The organism is Streptomyces antnestii (assembly GCF_004005495.1).
In the GTDB taxonomy this organism is placed as follows: Bacteria; Actinomycetota; Actinomycetes; order Streptomycetales; family Streptomycetaceae; genus Streptomyces; species Streptomyces antnestii.
In genome coordinates, this window is the sequence record NZ_RZYA01000001.1 from 914,289 (window position 1) to 934,651 (window position 20,363).

General features: G+C 68.4%; 14 protein-coding genes. 5 read left to right on the forward strand and 9 right to left on the reverse strand.

What is annotated here, in order from left to right; all coding sequences use genetic code 11:
• Positions 1 to 126: 126 nt before the first annotated feature.
• From EOT10_RS03865 to EOT10_RS03880, 4 genes are all read left to right on the forward strand, one after another.
• The gene (locus tag EOT10_RS03865) at positions 127 to 6,939 is read left to right on the forward strand and encodes a polymorphic toxin-type HINT domain-containing protein (protein ID WP_127826575.1); all 6,813 of its coding nucleotides are present in this window, start codon (positions 127 to 129) and stop codon (positions 6,937 to 6,939) included.
• Positions 6,940 to 6,952: 13 nt separating this feature from the next.
• The gene (locus EOT10_RS03870; RefSeq protein ID WP_223280786.1) at positions 6,953 to 7,273 is read left to right on the forward strand and encodes an immunity 53 family protein; all 321 of its coding nucleotides are present in this window, start codon (positions 6,953 to 6,955) and stop codon (positions 7,271 to 7,273) included.
• A 271-nt stretch (positions 7,274 to 7,544) separates the two neighbouring features.
• The gene (locus tag EOT10_RS03875) at positions 7,545 to 7,994 is read left to right on the forward strand and encodes an Imm10 family immunity protein (RefSeq protein ID WP_127826576.1); all 450 of its coding nucleotides are present in this window, start codon (positions 7,545 to 7,547) and stop codon (positions 7,992 to 7,994) included.
• A 465-nt stretch (positions 7,995 to 8,459) separates the two neighbouring features.
• Positions 8,460 to 8,813 (forward strand): SH3 domain-containing protein, encoded by a 354-nt coding sequence (locus tag EOT10_RS03880; RefSeq protein WP_127826577.1) that lies wholly within the window; start codon positions 8,460 to 8,462, stop codon positions 8,811 to 8,813.
• 75 nt (positions 8,814 to 8,888) lie between these two features.
• Here the strand turns inward: EOT10_RS03880 and EOT10_RS03885 are convergent, their stop codons facing one another.
• From EOT10_RS03885 to EOT10_RS03910, 6 genes are all read right to left on the reverse strand, one after another.
• Positions 8,889 to 9,683: a helix-turn-helix domain-containing protein gene (locus EOT10_RS03885; protein WP_189491075.1), complete on the reverse strand. Its 795-nt coding sequence runs from the start codon at positions 9,681 to 9,683 to the stop codon at positions 8,889 to 8,891.
• 250 nt (positions 9,684 to 9,933) lie between these two features.
• On the reverse strand, positions 9,934 to 10,758 hold the full coding sequence (locus tag EOT10_RS03890; protein ID WP_127826579.1) for an extensin: 825 nt from the start codon (positions 10,756 to 10,758) through the stop codon (positions 9,934 to 9,936).
• Positions 10,755 to 11,738 carry a C40 family peptidase gene (locus tag EOT10_RS03895; RefSeq protein WP_223280741.1) on the reverse strand — a complete coding sequence of 328 codons (984 nt, stop codon included), beginning with the start codon at positions 11,736 to 11,738 and terminating at the stop codon, positions 10,755 to 10,757. The genes EOT10_RS03890 and EOT10_RS03895 overlap by 4 nt, the downstream gene beginning before the upstream one ends.
• Positions 11,696 to 12,673, reverse strand: coding sequence for a replication-relaxation family protein (locus EOT10_RS03900; protein WP_127826581.1), 978 nt, complete (start codon positions 12,671 to 12,673; stop codon positions 11,696 to 11,698). The genes EOT10_RS03895 and EOT10_RS03900 overlap by 43 nt, the downstream gene beginning before the upstream one ends.
• A 46-nt stretch (positions 12,674 to 12,719) precedes the next feature.
• Positions 12,720 to 15,110 carry a DUF8128 domain-containing protein gene (locus tag EOT10_RS03905; RefSeq protein ID WP_127826582.1) on the reverse strand — a complete coding sequence of 797 codons (2,391 nt, stop codon included), beginning with the start codon at positions 15,108 to 15,110 and terminating at the stop codon, positions 12,720 to 12,722.
• Complete coding sequence (locus EOT10_RS03910; protein ID WP_317617325.1) at positions 15,107 to 16,360, reverse strand: VirB4 family type IV secretion system protein; 1,254 nt, start codon at positions 16,358 to 16,360, stop codon at positions 15,107 to 15,109. The genes EOT10_RS03905 and EOT10_RS03910 overlap by 4 nt, the downstream gene beginning before the upstream one ends.
• Positions 16,361 to 16,490: 130 nt before the next feature.
• On the opposite strand from EOT10_RS03910, the gene EOT10_RS42810 reads away from it, so the two are divergent.
• On the forward strand, positions 16,491 to 16,721 hold the full coding sequence (locus tag EOT10_RS42810; protein WP_317617326.1) for a hypothetical protein: 231 nt from the start codon (positions 16,491 to 16,493) through the stop codon (positions 16,719 to 16,721).
• A gap of 218 nt (positions 16,722 to 16,939) precedes the next feature.
• On the opposite strand, the gene EOT10_RS03915 is transcribed toward EOT10_RS42810, so the two are convergent.
• The 3 genes from EOT10_RS03915 to EOT10_RS03930 all read right to left on the reverse strand — a co-directional run bounded on the left by EOT10_RS03915 (position 16,940) and on the right by EOT10_RS03930 (position 20,137).
• Positions 16,940 to 17,842: a PrgI family protein gene (locus EOT10_RS03915; protein ID WP_127826583.1), complete on the reverse strand. Its 903-nt coding sequence runs from the start codon at positions 17,840 to 17,842 to the stop codon at positions 16,940 to 16,942.
• A 7-nt stretch (positions 17,843 to 17,849) separates the two neighbouring features.
• Entirely contained in the window at positions 17,850 to 19,448 is a 1,599-nt protein-coding gene (locus EOT10_RS03920) for a hypothetical protein (protein WP_127826584.1), read from the reverse strand.
• A gap of 368 nt (positions 19,449 to 19,816) precedes the next feature.
• Positions 19,817 to 20,137, reverse strand: coding sequence for a pilin (locus tag EOT10_RS03930; RefSeq protein ID WP_431313252.1), 321 nt, complete (start codon positions 20,135 to 20,137; stop codon positions 19,817 to 19,819).
• Positions 20,138 to 20,363: the final 226 nt, after the last annotated feature.

Sequence of the window (20,363 nt, forward strand, 5' to 3'; positions counted from 1 at the left end):
GGTCTGAGGCAGGGGCGGGCGCCCCGCAACGCGAGTCCACACGACTCGGGTCGCGGGGGCCCGCCCCTCTTCCCGTTCCACCAATCCACCTTTCCTTCATCAACCATCTCTCCCTACGGAGTTGTCATGCGCTCGCCCTACCGATCCCGGTGGCGCATCCCGGCCCGGAGCACTGTGCTCGGGCTAGGTGTCGCCCTGGCTGTCGGCCTGTTGCCGCAATACGCGCCACAGGCCGCGGCCAAGGATGGCGGTCTGACCAGACCTGCCACGCAGAAGAACCTGGACGATCCCGTCCACGGCAAGAACGCCAAGGCCCGCACGTACGGGAAATCGGACCCGGCCGAGAAGGCCGCAGTGAAGTCCGCGGCCTCCAGCCGGCACTGGCCCAAGGCCGACGCCGACGAGGTCACCCTCGGCAAGAAGCCCGCCAAGGTCGACGGGCTCCCGGTCAAGGTCGCGGCCACCGGCAAGACCAGCCCCGCCTCCGTGCGCGTGGCCGTGCTCGACCGGAAGAAGACCAAGGCCGCCAAGGTCGACGGCACCCTGCTCACCGTGGCCCGCGCCGACGGCGACACGAAGACCGGGCCGGTCCAAGTCACCCTCGACTACGCGGACTTCGCCGACGCCTACGGCGGCAGCTACGGGTCCCGTCTGCGACTGGTCCAGTACCCCGCGTGTGTCCTGACCACCCCGCACAAGAAGGGCTGCTCCACGCCCAAGCCGCTCAGGGGCAGCAATGACGCGGCCGCGCAGACCCTGACAGCCAAGGTGACCGCTGCTGCGGACACTTCCGGCACGTCCACCCAGCTCGGCACAGAGGCCGATGCCGCGGACGAGGCGGCCTCCTCGGCCACGGTGCTTGCGGCCACCGCCGGAGCCTCGGGCGACCAGGGCAACTTCGGGGCCACGTCCCTGAAGGCCTCGTCGGAGTGGAGCGTGTCCAACTCCTCGGGCGCGTTCAACTGGTCATACCCGATCACCGCCCCGCCCGTCCCCGGCAGCCTGGCCCCCACCGTCGCCCTCGGCTACAGCTCCCAGTCCATCGACGGGCAGACCGCGACCACCAACAACCAGGGCTCCTGGGCCGGCCAGGGCTTCTCCTACGAGCCCGGCTACATCGAGCGCCGATACAAGCCGTGCGCAGACGACGGCCAGGCCAGCAACCTGGGCGACCAGTGCTGGGGCACCGACAACGCCACCATCTCCCTGGCCGGCGGCGCCTCCGGCGAACTGATCAAGGACGACTCCACCGGCGAGTGGCGCGTCAGCTCCGACGACTTCAGTAAGGTCGAGAAGCTCACCGGTACCACCAACGGCGACAACAACGGAGAACACTGGAAGGTCACCTCCACCGACGGCACCCAGTACTTCTTCGGCCTCAACCAGCTCCCCGGATACGCCACCGGTAACGAGCAGACCAGCTCCACCTGGACCGTCCCGGTCTACGGCGACGACTCGGGCGAGCCCTGCTACGACGCGACGTTCGCGAACGCCTTCTGCACCCAGGCCTGGCGCTGGAATCTCGACTACGTCGTGGACGCCCACGGCAACGCCATGTCCTACTTCTACAACAAGGAAACCAACTACTACACACAGGGCCTGAAGACCGAGGAGAACGGCAAGGCCTACACCCGCGGCGGCTACCTCAAGCGCATCGACTACGGCCAGCGCGCCGGCACCGTGTACAGCACGAAGCCGTCCGCCCGCGTCAACTTCACCACGGCCGAGCGCTGCATCGGCGCCCTGACCGACTGCTCCACCGCCGCGCTCACCGACGCCACTGCAGCCGACTGGCCCGATGTCCCCTGGGACAGCAACTGCGCGGCCAGCACCAAGTGCCCCGGGCAGAACTCTCCGACGTTCTGGACCCGCAAGAAACTCTCCAAGATCACCACGCAGATCCGTACCGGCGACGCCACGTATGAGGACGTCGACTCCTGGACGCTGAAGCACAACTTCACCGACAACGGTGACGGCTCCAAGTCTCTGTGGCTCGACTCCATCGACCACACGGGTCTCGTCGGCACCGACGTCGCCGTCCCCTCCGTGAAGCTGTACGGCAAGCAGCTGGCCAACCGCGTGGACGTGGCCGGCGACAACATCCAGCCCTTCATACGCTTCCGGATGTCGGCCGTGGAGAGCGAGTCCGGCAGCGTCCTGTCCGTCAACTACGCCGCCACGGACTGCACTTCCACGAACCTGCCCACTCCCGGCAAGTCCACGGCCCGCTGCTACCCGGTCAAGTGGAACCCGCCTGGCGTGACCGACCCGATCACCGACTGGTTCCACAAGTACGTGGTGTCCTCCGTGGTCGAAACCGACCTGGTCGGCGGCAGCCCCGACCAGGTCACCTCCTACACCTACCTTGGCAACGCGGGCTGGCGAAAGAATAAGCCCGACGGACTGACCAAAGCCGAGTACCTCACCTGGGGCGACTGGCGTGGCTATGGCAAGGTACGTGTCGAGACCTCCGACGGCACCAACAGCGCCTCCAACACCAAGACCGAGCACGTCTTCTTCCAGGGCCTGGACGGCGACGTCAACCCCGACGGCGGCACCAAGACATCATCGGTGACCGACTCCAACGGCGTCAGCTACCCCGACTCCGACTGGAAGTCAGGCTTCGAGCTGGAAACCACGACCTACGACGGCACCAAGGTCGTCCAGAAGTCGATCAATACGGTCTGGACCAAGGTCACATCCACCAACGCCGCGAGCTGGGGCACGGACTACGCCCGCTACGTCAGCCCCCTGCGCACGGACAACTACGAGGCCCTCGCAGCGGGCGGCTGGCGCCGGTCGGCCTCCACCAATACCTATGACACGACGACCGGCCGCGTCACCCAGGTCGCGGACGTCGGCGATACCACCGTCGCCGACAACCAGTGCACGCGCACCGAGTACGCGGACAACGCGACCAAGCACATGTACAGCTTTGTCTCCCGGGTGGAGACGGTCAAAGTGGACTGCGGCGTCACTCCCGACCGGTCCAAGGACGTCATCTCCGACGACCTCACTCTCTACGACGGTGCGACCGTCCTGGGAACCGCCCCCACCCTGGGCAACCCCACCGCCATCAAGCGGCTCGCCTCGCACGACGGCCTGATCCCCACCTACCAGACCGTCTCAAACACCACGTACGACGAGTTCGGCCGCCCCTTGTCGGTCAGGGATGCCGCCGGAACGCCGAAGAACATCGTCTACACCGACACCTACGGCCTGGCCACCGCCAAGACCGAGACCAACACCCTCGGCTGGACAACCAAGACCGAGTACGCCCCCGAATGGGGCCAGGTCGACGCACAGATCGACGTGAACGGAAAGCGCACCGACCTCGCCTACGACGCCCTGGGCCGCCTCACCTCGGTCTGGCTCCCCGACCGCCCCAAAGCGTCCAATTTCTCCGCCTCGCTGAAGTACACGTACGGCATCCGCACCACCGCCCCCAACTACGTCCTCACCCAGAAGATCGAGAACAGCGGCACCACGTACGGCAGCGAGTACACGCTGTACGACGGCCTGCTGCGCCCGCGCCAGGTGCAGACGGACGGCCAGGGCGGCGGCCGCATGATCGCCGATACGTACTACGACGGCTCCGGCCGCATCGTGAAGACCAACGACACCTACTACGCCAGCGGTGCTCCGAGCTCGACGCTCTTCCAGCCGCTCAACGCCGACATCGACGCGCAGACGGTGACGGAGTTCGACGGTGACGGCCGCACCACGGCCTCCATCTTCAAGGTCGCCGGCACGGAGAAGTACCGCACCACCTACACCTACGGCGGCGACCGGGTCCACATGGATCCGCCGGCCGGACAGACCGCCACGACCACGATCACGGACGTCCAGGACCGCACGGTCGAACTGCGCCAGTATAAGGGGGACACCCCGCTGCCCTCGGGTACGGCCGCGGACTACATCGCGACCAAGTACGGCTACACGCCGTCTGGCCAACTCGCCAAGGTCACCGACAACAGCGGCAACATCTGGTCGTACGAATACGACCAGCGCGGCCGCAAGACCAAGGCCATCGACCCGGACACGGGCACGTCGACCTTCGGCTACGACGACCTGGACCGCCAAACGTCGGGCACCGACTCGCGCTCGAACACCACGACCACCGACTACGACGCCCTGGGCCGGGCGATCGCTACCTGGCAGGGCGCGGCCGGCACGGGCACCAAGCTGTCGGTGACGAAGTACGACACGGTCGTCAAGGGCGAGCTGTACGGCGTCTACACCTACAAGGACGGCGCGGTCCACGACTCGGTGACCTACCCGGTCCTGGATGCGGACAACGACTACAAGCCGACCTCGACGAAGTACTACCTGTCCCCGACGGCCGAACCGGAACTGGGCGGAACGTACGAGTTCAACACCCAGTACAACGCGGACGGCACGGTCCAGGGACAGAACTTCCCCGCAGCGGGCGGTCTTTCGGCCGAGGCGGTGTCGTACCAGTACGACTCACTGCAGCGCCCGACCGCACTGAACAGCTCACTCGGCGGCGGCAGCTACGTCTCCAAGACGGCCTACTCACCGACCAACCAGCTCGAGCAGCTGGAGCTGAACACCGGCGGCGCCTCGGACAAGAAGACCTGGCTCACCTACAGCTACGAGCAGGGCACCAAGCAGCTCACCAACTCACGCGTCGACGTGGAAGGCGCCTCGTCGGTCGCCTACGACGGCGACTACACCTATGACGCGGGCGGCAACGTCCAGTCAATCGTCGACAACCCCACCGGCGGCACGCGCGACACGCAGTGCTTCGCCTACGACAACCTGCGCCGCATGACAGACGACTGGACGTCGTCTGTGACTCCCGACGGCGCCGTCGGCACAGGCAGCACGGACGCGGCCTGCAAGTCCGCAGCGTCGTCGACGACGGTCGGAGGGGTGGCCCCGTACTGGCACCACTACGACTACGACGCCACCGGAAACCGCACCGCGGAGACCGACCACGGCATCAACGGAGCAGCAACCTCGACCAAGACGTACACCTATGGTGAGAACGGCGAGGGACCGCACCAGCTGACCAAGGTGGTCACCGACACGACGGCCACGCCCACCACGCCGGCCGTCACGTCCCAGGACACCTACAGCTACGACGCGGCCGGCAACACCGACACGCGTGTCCTGGGCGGCGACACCCAGACGCTGGCCTGGGACAAGCAGAACGACCTGACCAAGGTGACGAACGCGGACGGCAGCGAGTCGTCCTACCTCTACGACGCCGCGGGCAGCCGAATCCTGCGCAAGGCACCATCCGAGACGACGTTCTACCTGCCCGGAATGGAGCTGCACCTCAACAAGTCCTCCAAGGCCGTCACCGCCACCCGCTACTACTCCCTCGGCGGCCAGACCGTCGCGGTCCGCGACAGCGGCGGCGTGACATTCCTGGCCGGCGACAACCACGGCACCGCGCAACTCGCGATCAACGCGGTCACCGGGCAAACCCAGCGCCGACGCCTCGACCCGTTCGGCGAAGGCCGCGACAGCGCCTCCTCGGACAACTCGAAGTGGGTGGACGACAAGGGCTTCGTCGGCGGCTCGAACGACGACACGTCAGGCCTGGTGAACCTGGGGGCCCGCGAATACGACGCGTCCACCGGACGCTTCATCTCCGCCGACCCCATCGTCGACTACACCGACCCGCAGCAAGTCAACGGCTACGCCTATAGCTACAACAACCCGGTCACCTTCTTCGACCCCGACGGCCTCAAGCCGGCTGAGTGCGACGAGCCCGGCATGAGCTGCCGGGTCAACGACGCGGGCGGCTTCGACGTCAAGCCCACCGCCACTTGGTACAAGTACAGCGGCGCGAAGCCCCCCACGGAGACGCCGGCCAGCTACAAGGCCCGCCAGGAACGCGCCAAGGCCAACGCGGCCAAGGAACTCGCGATCGCGATCGCCAAGGAACTTGGCAAGATCATCGCCGACGAACTGGGCATCACCGACGCACTCGACTGCTTCACCACCGGCAGCCTGGGCGCCTGCGGCGCCACCGCAGGCAACATCGTCTCCTCCCTGATCGGCGGCGGTCCGGCCACCAAGCTGGTCATGAAGTACTGGAACAAGATCGACAAGGCGTATGCGTTGGGCAAGCGCATCGTCGGGCTCGGAAAGAGACTCTGGGGCGCCTTCAAGGATTGGCGCAAGAGCAGCAAGGCAGCAAGGGCGGCCAAGTCTTGCGATGTCTTGAACAGCTTCACTCCAGGCACCAGAGTGCTGATGGCCGACGGCACAACCAAGGCCATCAAGGACGTCGATATCGGAGACAAGGTCCTCGCGGCCGATCCGGTGACCGGCGAGACGAAGACCGAAACGGTCACGGCCGAAATCAAGGGCAAGGGCCTCAAGCACCTCGTCAAGATCACCATTGATGTCGATGGCCAGCGGGGCACCAAGACGGCATCAGTCACAGCAACCGACGGACACCCGTTCTGGGTGCCACAGTTGGGTAAATGGATCGACGCCACGGACCTGAAGACCGGTGAATGGCTGCGCACGAACGCCGGAACACGGGTACAGATCGCCGCGATCGAGCGACGCGCGGCACAAGCGGCCACGGTCCATAATCTCACTGTCGCCGACCTGCACACGTACTATGTGGTTGCCGGTAGTGAATCTGTATTGGTTCACAATGCACGCGGCGGTGGCCAGCAGCCCGACCCTCGGGCCGTTGTCGATGGCATTGGGTATCCGCATACAACGATTCAGTGGCACGGCGGTACAGGTCAGGTGAAGAAGTATCAAGAGTGGCGCACGCAGACGAACCCGAGGAGTCCGCACCCGTTTGAAGCAGGCCCTCGGTTTGACCTGGAAGGGCCGGCCCACAGGAACGCGGATGGGACATCGGTCTCGACGCCTCACATGAATGAACCGGATGGTAGCGCTCGAGCGCTGGAGGACTGGGAGAAGCCCCGTGGTTGCCCGTAGACCTGAGAGCATGATGGGTTTCCTTCAATCGTGGTATCAATCTCAGTGCGATGGGGATTGGGAGCACGAGTTTGGGATTCGGATCGAAACGCTCGACAATCCCGGTTGGAACATCGAAATCGATCTCACTGGGACCGATTCTGAGGGACGCACACTCCCGAAGACGGATATGTGGACGAGCCCTGATGGGAGATGGCTCTGGCTATCGTCCAACGGGGAAAAATTCGAGGCATCGTGTGACCCGATCTCCATAGATCACGCGATTCTTCGATTCAAGGAGCTAGTGGAAGGAGGCGGGAAGGGGTCGAACGATGACTCTGACCCTGTCTCCTGAAGGAAGTCGCCCTCCTCGAACACCGAGTAGATGTGAGATTGGCGAAGCGGGTCTCGGCGGCGTCCGCGTTGGTCCCGTCATTTTACGATATAGCCGAGATTCCTGAATGTGTAGCTGCCCGGAGCCTGGAGGGTCTCCGGGCAGCTACATATTTCACCCGCATGGAGGTATTAAATGAATGCGCAGATTAGCTTCATTTTGTTCATGAAAAGCCTGCCATCGGGGCAACTGGGAGGAGGAGGAGGAGGAGGAGGAGGAGGAGGAGCTAACAATGAGATTGATCGCCGCGGAGATTGGGTTCTTCGAGGATTACGAGGACGAAGAGGCGCTTGAGGTGGGCGTTGCCGGGGTGGATGAGTTCGGCGTCCCGAGATTGTTCTCATTTCAGCGATCCACGTATGAACCGGATGGGCAGGAAATCCGGTCTGGAATGGATTCCTATAACATTTCGACTGGACGGGGCTTCACGGTCTACGGCTGTTTGCGGAGCGTGATGCTTGCCGACTCGCAGTTCACTCTAGAGTTCGCAGCTGAGGGTGCGGAGTTTCTTGAAGTTTCGACGCCGGTGGAAGTGGACCTTCGCGAATCGGGAGTCGATTATGTGATCTTGTCCGAGAAGCTTCTTCAGATCTTGGACTGGGGCGCTCGCGAGAAGCGGCCGGAATTGATTGGATTAAGCATCCCTGGTCTACGCTCTGGCGAGCGACTTCCTCGCGAGTAGCTGACGCTAGCTGTTCGCGCCAGTGAATATGGAGTCCCGGCCGAAAGGGATTTCGGCCGGGACTCCATATGGCGTTTGATGCTGAGGTTGAAAGGGTGGAGCGCGCATCGCCAATAATCCGCCAGGATGGAGAGGTTGGGTGTGGGAATTGTTTCGGTCGGCGCCCTCCTGTCTGCGGGCCGTCACCGTTGTCCTGGGCCCGCTCGTGGCCCGCACGGCAGTCGAGGGACGGTGCTGAGAGTGTCGACAGGTTGGCGCTTGAGGCGGAGGCTGGCGGCGGCGCCAATGTGAGTGTGGCCGAGCGTTCCTTGACCACCCGTGGTCGGCCGCACTTCGTCGTCACCGTGAGGTGAAATCACTCAAAACGATGGAAACGCCAAGCAAGTGATGAAAGTGCTGGCCAGTGAGTGAAAGGCTTGCGGCACCTCCCCCAAGAGGGCTGAACCCGTAGGAAGGGAAAGTGCGTTGCCTCGACGCCACGTCTTGCCGCTCGCCATCGGAATGCTCACCGCCCCGCTGATCGCCATGTCGGCTCCCGCAGTTGCCGCCCCGCCCGTGCATGCGCCCGTCGCAGCGATGGCCGCCAAGAAGGACTTCTGCCGCATCACCGTTTCGTCGGCCACGATCCGCGCCCAGCCGCGCAAGAGCGCCGCTGCAGTCGGCACCGCGTACAAGGGCGATACCTGTACGGCGCATGGCTGGGCCGGGGGTGACAGCACGTGGGTCAAGGTCACGATGAAGCGCACCGGTGTCACCGGGTACGTGCACTCCTCCCTCGTCGCCTGGGGCAAGGAGGAGCTGACCCAGACCGGGCCCTGACTGTTCAGTGCCTTGGGACCCAGCGGCGGGTACCCCCTTAATAGGGGGTACCCGCCGCCGCGCTGGTGCTGGGCTCTACTCGGTGTCCGCCTCAGGGGTCGCATGGCGGTAGGTGCGCGGGGTGTCGCTGACCTGCTGGGCGATGCCCTGCCGGGCGAGGATGACCAGCGCGTTCGCGATCGCGCCTGAGCTCCTTTCGATCACTCGGCTGATCCTGGTCGCGGTGAACGCTTCTTCCGGGTGGGCCTGAAGGTGCTCGATGACCCTTTGCCGCAGCGCGCCCGGCGCCATCCGGGTCTTCGGAACAAGGACTGCCACCGGCTTAGCGGTTGCGGTGTGAGTGGGGGGCTGGGCTGAGGGCTTCGGAGCTTCCGGGTTTGTGCACGCGTCGTCCGGGTCCGGAGCGCCCGTGGCTTTGTTCGCCTTGGGCACGTTGGGGGCTTCGACCTGTGCGGGGGATTGCGCGGCCGCCCCCGTGTCGGGCTCAGCGGCTGAGGTCGGGGAGGTGTCGGTTTGCGTGTCCTTGTTGGTGCATACGGAGTCCGTGGTCGAGGACTCGTCCGGGGCGGCGCTGACGGTGTCGTCGATCGCCTCCGTGTCGGTGGGCTCGCTCTGGGCGCAGCTCCAGCGGTCGGGGGTGCGGCGAGCGCCGGTTCGCTCTCCTTCTTTGCGGATGGCCAGGCCGTGCTCTTCGAGGGTGGTGAGGGCCTTGCCGGCGGTGGAGCGGCCGATGCATGCGGCCAGGGCGAGTTCCGTGGCCGTCGCGCCGGGGTTGCTGATGAGCGCTGTGTAGATCGCGGCGGGTGCGCCCGTCAGGCCGGTCAGGGGCTCGGGCGCAGGGACGGCGTGGAGGGTGCGGGTTTCGGACATGTTGGGGGCCTCGTTCCAGAGTGTTGATGGTGGGTGAGGTCCCCGGCCGGGGTGCAGCCGCTGGGGCGGTTGCGGGGTCGGCGGGCCGCGTGCGCAGCGCGGGGTTCTCCCGCCGATCTGCCCGCCGGATCTCGGAATTTGTGAACCCCGTGGCCCGGTGGGCGGACCACCATGGACGCTCTGGCGCGGGATGAAGTCAAGCCGCTTACCCCGCTCTCCGATCGAACTGAGAAATGCCGATCGGCGCAGGTTATGAGAGTGGCGACGCACCATCGGGGCGGCGTTTGATGAGCTGGGCGTGGATCTGTTTTGCGCGATCTGGTCCGAGGCGCAGCTCGGAGCGCAGCCGCCATACGCTCACCGGCCCGCCGTTCGCCATTCGCACGGCATCGTCGATCGCCACGGCGTGCGCCCACAGGGCCGCGTCGATCGCCCCATGGGTGCCGTCGGGACCCGTGGGTGCTCCAGGGTGCGTGGTGGGCGGACTGGTGGCGCCGTGGGGCCCGGTGGCGCCCGTGCCCTCGCCCGGGGCCGCCGCCGGCGAGCCGAACGTGGAGGGGAGCACGGTCGGTTCGTCGGATCGGAGAACTCTCCTCGGATCGAAGTCGGGGGTGGGATCGGTGTCGCCGATCGGGTCAAGGAGTGGGGCGACGGTACGCCGGTAGGCGGCGATGGTTTCGGTGAGCAGAATCAGGAGCACGGTCGGTACGCCGTGCAGGACGACGCCCGCCAGATCGGCGTGGATCGGTGTGCCGATCTGCCGGTCGGGCCAGATCGAGTCCCAGGTGTTCATCAGCGTGGCGGTGATCCCGGTGAACCAGCGCAGAGCTGCCGACCAGCGGGGCGGGCGGATACCCCAGGCGGCGAGGCGGGCGTCCGCGTACAGGATCGCGGCGAGTGCCAGGGCGACCATCGGGTCGAGGAGGATGGCGATGGCGGGGGTGACGCCGCGGCTGGTGGCGAACAGGGTGACGTTCACGGCGGTGAAGATCAGCGCGAGGATGGCTACTCCGGCCAGGGCCCGGGTGAGTGCGGTCAGCAGGGCCTGGGCCTCGGCCGGCGCGGGAGCGCTCACCGGGGGTGTCCTTGTCCGGCGGGGCGGGTGGCGCCCTGGAAGTCGGCTCTGGTGGTGGGATCGAAGGCGCGCTCGCGGACCACCGCTCCGGGGTGGGGTGCGTCGATCATGCGGCCCGGTGCGCTGTAGATGCCGACGTGGGTGATGTGGGCCGGGCTGGTGCCGAAGAACAGCAAGTCGCCTGGTGTGAGAGGGGATTTGGCCGGGAGGTGGGGTCCGGCGGTGTACTGGGCCTGTGCCACGCGTGGGATGTTGATTCCGGCCTTGTGGTACGCGGCTTGGGTGAGGCCGGAGCAGTCGAAGCCGCCCTCGCCAGCTCCGTCGCCGCCCCAGAGGTAGGGCTGGCCGAGCTGGGCGCGGGCGAATGTGACGGCCTTCGAGGCGGCTGCGTTGGGTGCGGGGGCGGCGGCCTCGTACTGTGCTGCGATCTTCAGGACCTTGTCCACGTACCAGTTGGCATGGTTGTAGCTGAAGATCGCGGAGCGCAGGTTGCGGCTGTCCTTCGCGCCGTTGGCGCACAGCATCCTCGCTGCCGCGTACACGGCGTCTACCGGGTCCCACGGGGTCGGCGGGCTCTTCCCGCCCGGAGGGACTGGGTGCGAGTACTGCTTGAAGGTGGAGGGCAGGAACTGCATCGGGCCGACCGCACCTGCTGAGGAGATCATGGTGGGGTGGCGGCCGTGGTCGGTTTCGACCTTGCCGATCGCTGCCAGGATCGTCCAGGACAGTCCCCGGCATTCGGGCGCGGTCCGCTGGTAGAGGGCCAGCATGCTCCGCGGGATGTCGGCGAGGGCGTGCTTGCTGGGGGAGGCGGCCGCGCCGCCGGTGCTGGGGATCGCTGAGCTGATCAGCGCGGCGACGACGAGGGCGGCGAGCAGCGGCAGGGCGAGGACGGTGCAGCCCACTCCGGCGGCTGTTTTGGCGAGGGCGCTCACGGTCAGCTGCTGGGAGTCGGCGGCTGGGGCGGAACAGGATGCCACGGCAGGGCGGTGGGGCGGCCGCCGGTGGAGGGCAGGGCTGTGTCGGGGGTGAGGGCGGGGATGAGGCCCGTCCAGTGGGTGGCGAGCTGGGCGGGGGTGAGGCGCCTGGCCTGGGCGGGGCCGAGGGGGAGCCAGGCGGCGTCGGCGGGTTGGGCGAGCTGGGTGTTGCCGGTGGCGATGGGGAGTTCGAGGCGGTCCGCGCTCTGGGCAAGGCGGTGTCGGAGGGCGGCTTCGCGGCAGGCGGTGGCGGTGTGGATGAGGAGGGGGGTGCGGGTGCCGGTGGTGGAGGCGAGGGCGGCGTAGCCGGGGAGTTTGGCCTCGACGCGGGCGAGGTTGTAGGACCCGGTGTCGTACTCCAGGAAGAACGGCAGGAGTTGATGGCCTGCGGTGGTGTGGTGGGCGTAGGCGTCGGGGCGGATCCAGTCGCCCCAGAGCCGCGTTGCCGAGCGCTCGGACAGCCACTCGGCGAGGTCTCCGGTGGTGGCGAGTTGGATGAGGAGGGTGTTGACGCCGAGGGTGTGGTCGAGGGTGGGGGAGAACGCGATGCGGGCGCAGGTGTCCTTGCGCCAGCCGGTGGCGGCGAGGTCGGTGCCGGCGCGGGCGGCGAGGAGTTCGGCTCCCGCGCGGCCGAGGGTGTAGTGCTCGGGGGCTGAGCCATGCTGGCGCAGGGGGCGGAAGGAGTCGGTGACGCCCATGAAGTACAGCTCGCGCAGACGTCGGTTGGCGGTGCGGTGGCCGGTGAAGGCGAGCGCGGTGATGTGGTGCGAGGTGAGCACCTTGTGCTCGTGGAGCATTTCGATGAGCCACACATCGCGTGGGGTGAGGCGGGTCGCGAGCTGTGCGAGGTTGGTGCGGGCCCGGGCGGGTTGGACCGGTCGGCGACGCCGTGATGCGGCGCGTGGGACGTAGCCCGGGTTCGGACTGGGCGTGGGCATGACCTTCTCCTCGTCGAAAGCTCGGCGCGCGCAGGGGGTTTGGGGATTACAGGGGGAGGTAGCGGGAGCGGCTGGTGGTGCCGCCGACCCGGGCGGCCGCGGCGGCCCGCAGTGCGGCGGAGCGTCCGGGCACCGGCGGGGCCAGGGGGCGGGTGGTGAGAGTGAAGGCCGCGGATTCCGCGCCGTGCGCCAGGAGGTGGGCGGCGGCCTGGTAGGGGCCGAGGTGGGCGAGGTCGTGGGCGCCGAGGGTGGGCAGGGTGTGGCGCTCCAGGGCTCCGGCGTCTTCGGGGGAGGCGTTGAAGAAGACCTTGTTGCGGGCGTTGGCGGAGATGCCTTCGCGCAGGTCGCGGGGAAGTTGGGCGAGATGCTGGTGGGCGAGGACCATGGACAGGCGGTAGCCGCGGGCCTCGGCGAGCATGTCTTCCAGCGGGTAGGGCAAGGTCAGGAAGTTGTGCGCCTCGTCCACGTAGAGCGAGGCGTCGATCCGGTCGCGTTCCGCGGTGCGGGCGCGGGCCGTGGTGGCCTGCCAGGTCTTGGCGACGATGAAGGAACCGAGCAGCCGCGTGGTCTCCTCACCCAGCGCCCCCTTCGGTAGGCGGGCCAGCAGGATGCCGCCGTCCAGCACGTCGGCCAGGTCAAAGGTGGACTCGCCGGAGGCGATGGTCTGGCGGGCGAACGAGCGCAGCAGGAAGGCGCGCAGCTTGTTCATGATCGGTCCGACGACGGCGGCCCGAGAGGGCTCGGACAAAGACTCGTACCAGAGCCAGAACCCTTTGAGGACGGGGTCCTTGATGGTGGGGATCATACGGATGCGGTAGGCGGACTCACCCAGCAGTCGGGGGATGTCGGCGAGGGTGACCAGGCGGTTGGTGGCCTGGGCATGACGCAGCAGCGTGAGGCAGGCCGCACGCATGATGTCGTCGGTGCGCGGTCCCCAGAAGGCGCTGAAGATGCGGCGGAAGATGCCAGTGATGTTGTCGACGACGACGTCGATGTCCGCGCCGTCCAGGACGTTGAGGCAGGGCGGGGTGTGGGTGTCGTCGGGGTCGATGACCACCAGTTTCTCGGCGCAGTCGGGTGGGAGGCGGTGCAGAAGGTCGGTGACGAGGTCGCCCTTGGGGTCGATGACGACCGCGCCGCGACCTTCGCGTACGTCGTCGAGGACGAGCTGGGCGACGAGGGTGGACTTGCCCGAGCCGGTGGCGCCCATCAGGTGCAGGTGGTGCCGCGCGTCGGGGACGGCCAGGCCGACACCACGGCGGGCGCCGGTATCCGCCGTGCCGAGCGGTTTGACACCGGCGCCTGGGGTGGGGATGGCCGGGGGCGGTGCGATGGAACGGGCGCCGGCCCGGGCCAGGCCGGGGGCGTCGGGGTCGACGGGGAGGTGGGCGAGGGCGGCGAGTTCGGGCACGGACAGCAGGTCGCCGCGGTGAAGAAAGCGGCGGGTGCTCAGCGCCAGATGCGGTTCGCGCAGGCGGTGGCGGGCCAGCCAGTTCCGGGCCGCGTAGAGGGAGAACGAGGAGGCGATGGCGTGGGCGCGACCACGCAGCCGGGCCTCGGCCCCTTCCGCTTTCGCCGGGAGGGCTACGACGTAGCGGATCTGTACGTCCCATTGCGGTCCGGTGAGTTTGCCGACGCTCTGGCGTACCTCGACGCCGTGCGAGGGGTCGGTGGCGGCGGGCGAGGTGCGCTGCGGGGCATGAGCGAACACTCGGAAGACGGAGGTGAGGCGCGGCGCGGTGTGTCCGGCCTTGAGCCGGCGGGCCATGCGCTTGGCACGGCGTAGCCGGGCGCCGGTCGCGGGCCGCGCCAGGAACTGCACCAAGGCGTGCTCGTCCTCCGCCATGCCGGTGGCCGCTTGGAGCAGTGCTCGCAGCGGATCGTCCTTGTGGTCCGTGCGCAGCGGCAGCGCCTCCACCCGGGCCAAGCGGAGGCGGCCCGACGTAGTCAAGTAACCCGAAGAGAAAGGCGGCTCGGCATCGGTGACAGTGGTGTGGGCCCCGGGCCAGGAGGCCTCGATGGCGCGGCGGACGAGGGCGGTGGGGATGGAGCCGGGCAGCCACAGCCGCACAGTCAGTCCACCGGTGTTCCACGCATACTCGAAGCCGATGTGCGGCTGGCCGTGCACCAGGCGCCGGTACCAGGGGCGCAGCAGGCCGGAAAGCTGCGCCCACAGCACCTCGCCGCCCTTGGCGGGCACGGTGGGCGGGGCAAGGATCGTGACCAGGCGGGCGCCAACGGCAAGCGATCGCTGCCTCCGGCGATGCACTCGCATGCGCAGACCGAGGACGACGACGCAGCCCAACACCGTGACGGGCGCCAGCCACGGCCAGGAGTCCGAGAGAAACTGCCCGCCGGGCGCCAGCAGGGAGGGCCACAGGATGCCGGGGTCCGTCAGGAACGTGCCGATAGGCCCGCCCTGCGAAGGGCCGCTCACAGCTGAAGACCTGTCAGGTCGGGGAGCCCGTAAGGATTGTTAGCCTCGCCCTGCGCAGCGTGTTCGGCCGCGTGGAGTTCGACGGGGTCTGTGGTGATCAGCTCGTGCTCGGTGGCCGAGGCGATCGGGCTGAAGGAGATCTTGGTCCGGCCCGACAGCAGTAGGGCGCAGCCGCGGGGCGCGGCCAGCAGATGATGCCGCTCGCCGCGAGAGAGGCGGAATGCGGCAGCGACCTGGTCGATTGACTGCGGGGCCTGGCGCATCAGGAGCTGGGTGGCGGCATTCGCCACGATGGCCCTGCCCAGTTCGGACGCCAGGACGTCGTCGGCGTCCTGCGTGACCACCGCGAGCCCGGCCCAGTACTTACGGGCCGCCTTGGCCATCTGGAACAGGAAACGCGCACCGTGCGCTTCGCGCATCAGACGCCAGGCCTCGTCGACGACGACCAGACGTCTGCGCCGGGTGCCGGTGTGCGCGACCTGATGCCAGATCGCGTCCAGGGCGAGCAGCATGCCGGCGGTCTTCAGCTCCTCGGGGATCTCGCGCAGCGAGAAGACGACCAAGTGACCGATGGGACGGGTTGTGCTCGGCCCGGCGAACAGCTGCCGGTGTGAGCCCGTGATGTAGGGCTCCAGACGCGTCGCCAGATCGCGGGAGGCCGGGTCCTTCATCGCGTCCAGCTGGGCGGCCAGATCGGCGAGCAGCGGCGCGGGCCGCGACCAGGTGGCCGGATCGGACGTGATGCCAGCCTGTGCGTAGGCGGCGAGGACGGCCTTGTCCAGGACGGCGCGTTCGGTCGTGGCCAGTTCTCCGCCGAGCAGCACGGTCAGGAAGGTGTGCAGGAAGAGGACGCGGCGCGTGAGGGCATCCGACTCCTCGTCGCTCTCATGCGGAAGGTCGAAGGGGTTGAGGCGGACAGTGGGGTCGCCGAGACGGATGACGGTGCCGCCGACGGCTTCGGCGAGGCGGACGTACTCCTCTTCCGGGTCGATGACCATGGCCTCGGTGCCGGTGAACAGTAGTCGGAGCAGCTCCAGTTTGGTCAGGTACGACTTGCCGGCCCCGGAGCGGGCCAGCAACACCGAGTTGTAGTTGTCCTGGGCGAAGCGGTCCCACAGGACCACGGAGCCGCTGGCCGTGTTGACGCCGTACAGGACGCCGCCCGGCGCCATCGCCATGTCGGCGGGCAGGTCGGGGGAGGCGAAGGGGAAGCAGGCAGCCAACGCCTCGGTGTCGAACGTGCGGCGCACGTTCAACGTGTCGATGCCCAGGGGGAGGGTGGCCAGCCAGCCAGCCCGGCAGCGCCCGGTAGGTGGCGGGAGCGGTGGACACCAGTAGGGACTCGGCGATCGAGCGGACCAACGCCACTTCGTCGGCGAGGTGTTCCTCGCTCTCGCCGTAGACGGTCATGTACAGGCCGAGGCGGAAGAGTTTTCCCTCGCCGCGGGCGATCCGGTATGCCAGGTCGGCCGCATCCTGTGCGGCCGCCACGGTGTCGGGGTCGTCCAGCCGTCCCCGGTCCGATCCGGTGCGGCGCGAGGATTCCAGGCGGGCGCGCTGCTTCTTGAGCTGCTGCGCGGCGAGCGCACTGGTGACGGGCTCGATGTGTAGGGCGACATCGAGGCGCCCGGGGTAGGTGAGCAACGGGTCCAGCCACCCTGGCACCACCTCGGCGGGGTACCCGGTCACGACGAGCGTGGCGGCGAGGAAGTCGCCGACGGCGAGGGTTCGGGCGTGTACCTCGATGGCGTCGGGGCCGAGGCGAGCGAACTCGTCACGTGCGTTGACCAACGCGCCGGGCACGGCGGAGCGTCGCGGTAGCCGGAGCATCATGCCCCTCCCATCGGGGTGGCGTCGGGATCGGCGGCGAGCCGGAGGGTGTGTGCGGCGGCCTCCGCATCCAGCGCGGTGACGGTGATCTCGGCGCCTTCCAACGCGCGCGCTGCTTCGGTGAGGCGGCGGCCGGCTCGTCCCCCGCCTGAGGGGGACGGCTCGCGGGCCACGAGCAGGACCTGGCGGGTGAGCAAGTCGCGTTCCGCGGCGAGTTGATCGAGGAAGTCGGCGTGGGCGAGCGCTGCTTGCTCGAGCGCCGGATGCGGAAGCTGCGGTGCCTCGTCGGTCAGCTCAGCGACGAGCGGGGCGACGTCCAGACGGTGAGCGCGCACCAGGATCTGGGTGGGGCCGGTGAGGGCGTTGAGCCAGCGGGCGAACGCCTCGGTCAGCGCCTGCTGTTCGCCTCCGGTGCGCAGATGGAAGTTGATCGTGCTGCACACCGCGAGCGCGGACCGGCCCTCATTGCCGAGGTCCAGCACGCCGGTGTCGCTGACCTCACGGCACGGCATTCGCAAAGCAGCCGGTTTCCGGCCGTCCTGCGCACGCCACGCCCCGGGGACGAGGGATGGCAGCGGCCGGACTCCTTCCGGGGCCGGTACGCGCCGTTTCGGCGTGCGGTGGAAGCGGACCGCGGCCAGCAGCAGCCGGTCCATGCCGATGCCGTCCCGCCGACCCACCGCGATCACCGTCACGACGAGGGCGACGGGTGCGACGAGTGCCAGGTAGGCGAGCGGGGCCATGAACGGACGCGATACCCAGTACCCGCCGTACAGCAGGAGGCCGGCCACGGCCAGGATGGCGGCCTGGCGCGCGGTGAGCGGGCCCAGCACCTGATCCGACTTGCTCACGTCGGCCGGGATACGGGCCGAGGCGACGTACTCGTCATCCAGGTCGGTCACAGCGGATTCACCTCCCGGAGGCTGACGGAGTGGGTTCCAGAGGCAGGCGCAACTGCGCCGGGCGTGCGGGGCGTTTGCGGACGCGGGCGGCAGGCACGGGGAGGGCCAGCTGCTGCGGCCTCCGCCTCGGACGGGCCGTGGCGGCAGGTGCGGCGGCCACGCTCGGCTGCCCACCCGGCCGCACGATCGGCTGGACGCCCGGTCCGGAACTGCCCATGCGTGGAACACCGCCGGGAAGAGCGCGTGCGGTGCGGGGAACACGCTGGGCTGCGATCGGGAGACGCAGCTGAGTCGGCCGCCCGGGACGAGCGGGGACACGTTTCGCCGGGATAGGCAGCGTCAACTGCCGCTTATGCCGGGCCTGCGCGGGGTGGATCACGGAGCGAGGACCTCCTGTCGCACGCGATGGCCGGGACGAGGTACTGCCGCGCCGAGCAGCAGCGCTCTGGGCGGTGGTCTGCCCTCCGGCTGCCGCACCAGAGCCAGAGGCGACATGGGTGGCGCGTGCCCGGAGCCCGGTCAGCAGGGCTCTACCGCGGCGGACGGCGAACCCGGCGACGCCCCCTGGCCGCAGCAGGCCGCCCGCGCCCGGACCTCGGCCAGGCCGTCCACCGCCTCCGCCACCGCGTGGCCCTCGTGGGGTCGAGCCACCGCCACGAGGGCGCCCACCACCGCCTCCACCCCAGCCGCCGCCTCGACCGGCCCCGGCGGGACGCAGAGCGCCCAGTCCGGGCGCCGCACGGTTCAACAGCCGCCACATGGCGACGGACTGGAGCATCCGCACCGGCGCAGGCGCATTCAGGCTTACGGGGGTGGAGCGCAGGACGGACCGCAAGCACCAGCCGGGAATCTTGAACAGGATCCAGAACAGGGCGAGTCCGGCGAGCGTGGTGCCCAGCTGGCTCGGCTTGGGAAAGCCCAGCAGGCTGGCACCCGGGGCGAAGAACAGCTTCAGCGCGGCAATGAACGTCATCGACTGGGCGACCTGGATCGCCAGGCAGCCCGCGAGCCCGCGCCACCACATGCGCGCCAGCGGATCGGTGACCGGATGCGCATGACAGGACAGCGCGAGCGGCGCCGAAATCGCCAGCAGCGCGATCACGGCCACGCGCACGATGTATCCGATGAGGACCGCGATGATCAGTACGACCAGGATGATGGTGAGCATCAGCAGGTACAGCTGCAGCCCGGCGACGCCGAACAGCGCGAACGGGATGACCCGTTCCACCAGCCCCTGGCCGGCGTCCGACAGGTCAGTGCCCATCACCACGTATGACAGGGTGTTCGCAAGGCTGATTGCTTTGCCCATCACGGTCAGCGACATGGCGGCGGCGATCATCCCGATCAGCAGCCGGGGAGCGATCTGCTTGAGGGCGTAGCGGGTCTGAACGGTCTCGTAGCCCATGACCGTGATCCCGCCGGCGGTCACGAAGAGCACGTAGATCCCCGCCGCGATCCCCAACGAGCCGGTCCACAGCCGCTTGATGTCGGCCTGCCGGGTTACGTCCGGGGTGGCAAGCAGGGTGACGGCCAAGAGTTCGCGGACAGGTTTCATGACCTGCTCGACGAGCTTGCCGAGGAACGAGGTGACCGCGTTCACGATCATTCCGGGGACATCGAGGAGAGCGCCGAAGCCCTCGCCCGGAGTGCAGTCGGTGCCCTCCACCTCGCAGGCCGGCGGAATCAGCCCGGGAGCGGGCTCGGGGGCGGAAGGCCGCTTCGGCTTGGGGGCGGGGCGCCCGGGGGCGGGCGAAGGCCCGGGCGACGGCGACGGTTGAGGCTGCGCGGGGCCAGGACCAGGACCAGGATCGGGCGCGGGCTGGGGCCCGGGGGCGGGGCGAGGTTCCGGATCGGCGGGCGTGGCCGGTGCATGGGATGCGGCCGCCAGGGCGTACGGCGACGACAACGGTCCAGGAGCGAACCCCAGGGAGACCATGAGTAGGAGCAGGACGCCGGTGAGGCGGCGGAAAGTGGTCATTGGCCGCCCCCGCCAGCGCCGACGATGCCTTGAAGCACGGTGACCAGGACGGGAGCCATGATGGCCAGCCCGTAGCCGATGGCTGCAGCCTTCAACGCCCGTTTGGCGGACTCGACTTCGCCCGGGTCGCCGCCGGCCATCAGGTAGCGCAGACCACCGAACGTGAGAAACAGCGTGGCGAGCCCGGCCAGGCTGCCGACGATCCAGTTCCGCAGATTGTTGATCACCGTGGGGACGTCCGCGACCGCCCACGACGACGGCGGATCGCATAGAAGCGCGAAAAGCGCGAACGCGACGACGAAGAGCAGCCGGGCCACGATAGAGCCCGCCTCGCGCCGGGCAGATCGGCGGGCTCCGGCCCGCGGTGGGCGCAGATGTACGAGCACGTGCACACACCTCCTGGAGCGGCACAAGGGGAGAGACCGAGAGTGGGAGAAGGGGAAGAGGTGCCTCGTCCCCGGGGTCCGGGCTGGCCCGCAACAGCGCTTCACCTCCTTCATGGGGGAAGGCGAGCTACTGGAACGCGGAGGGGCGGAACCGAGT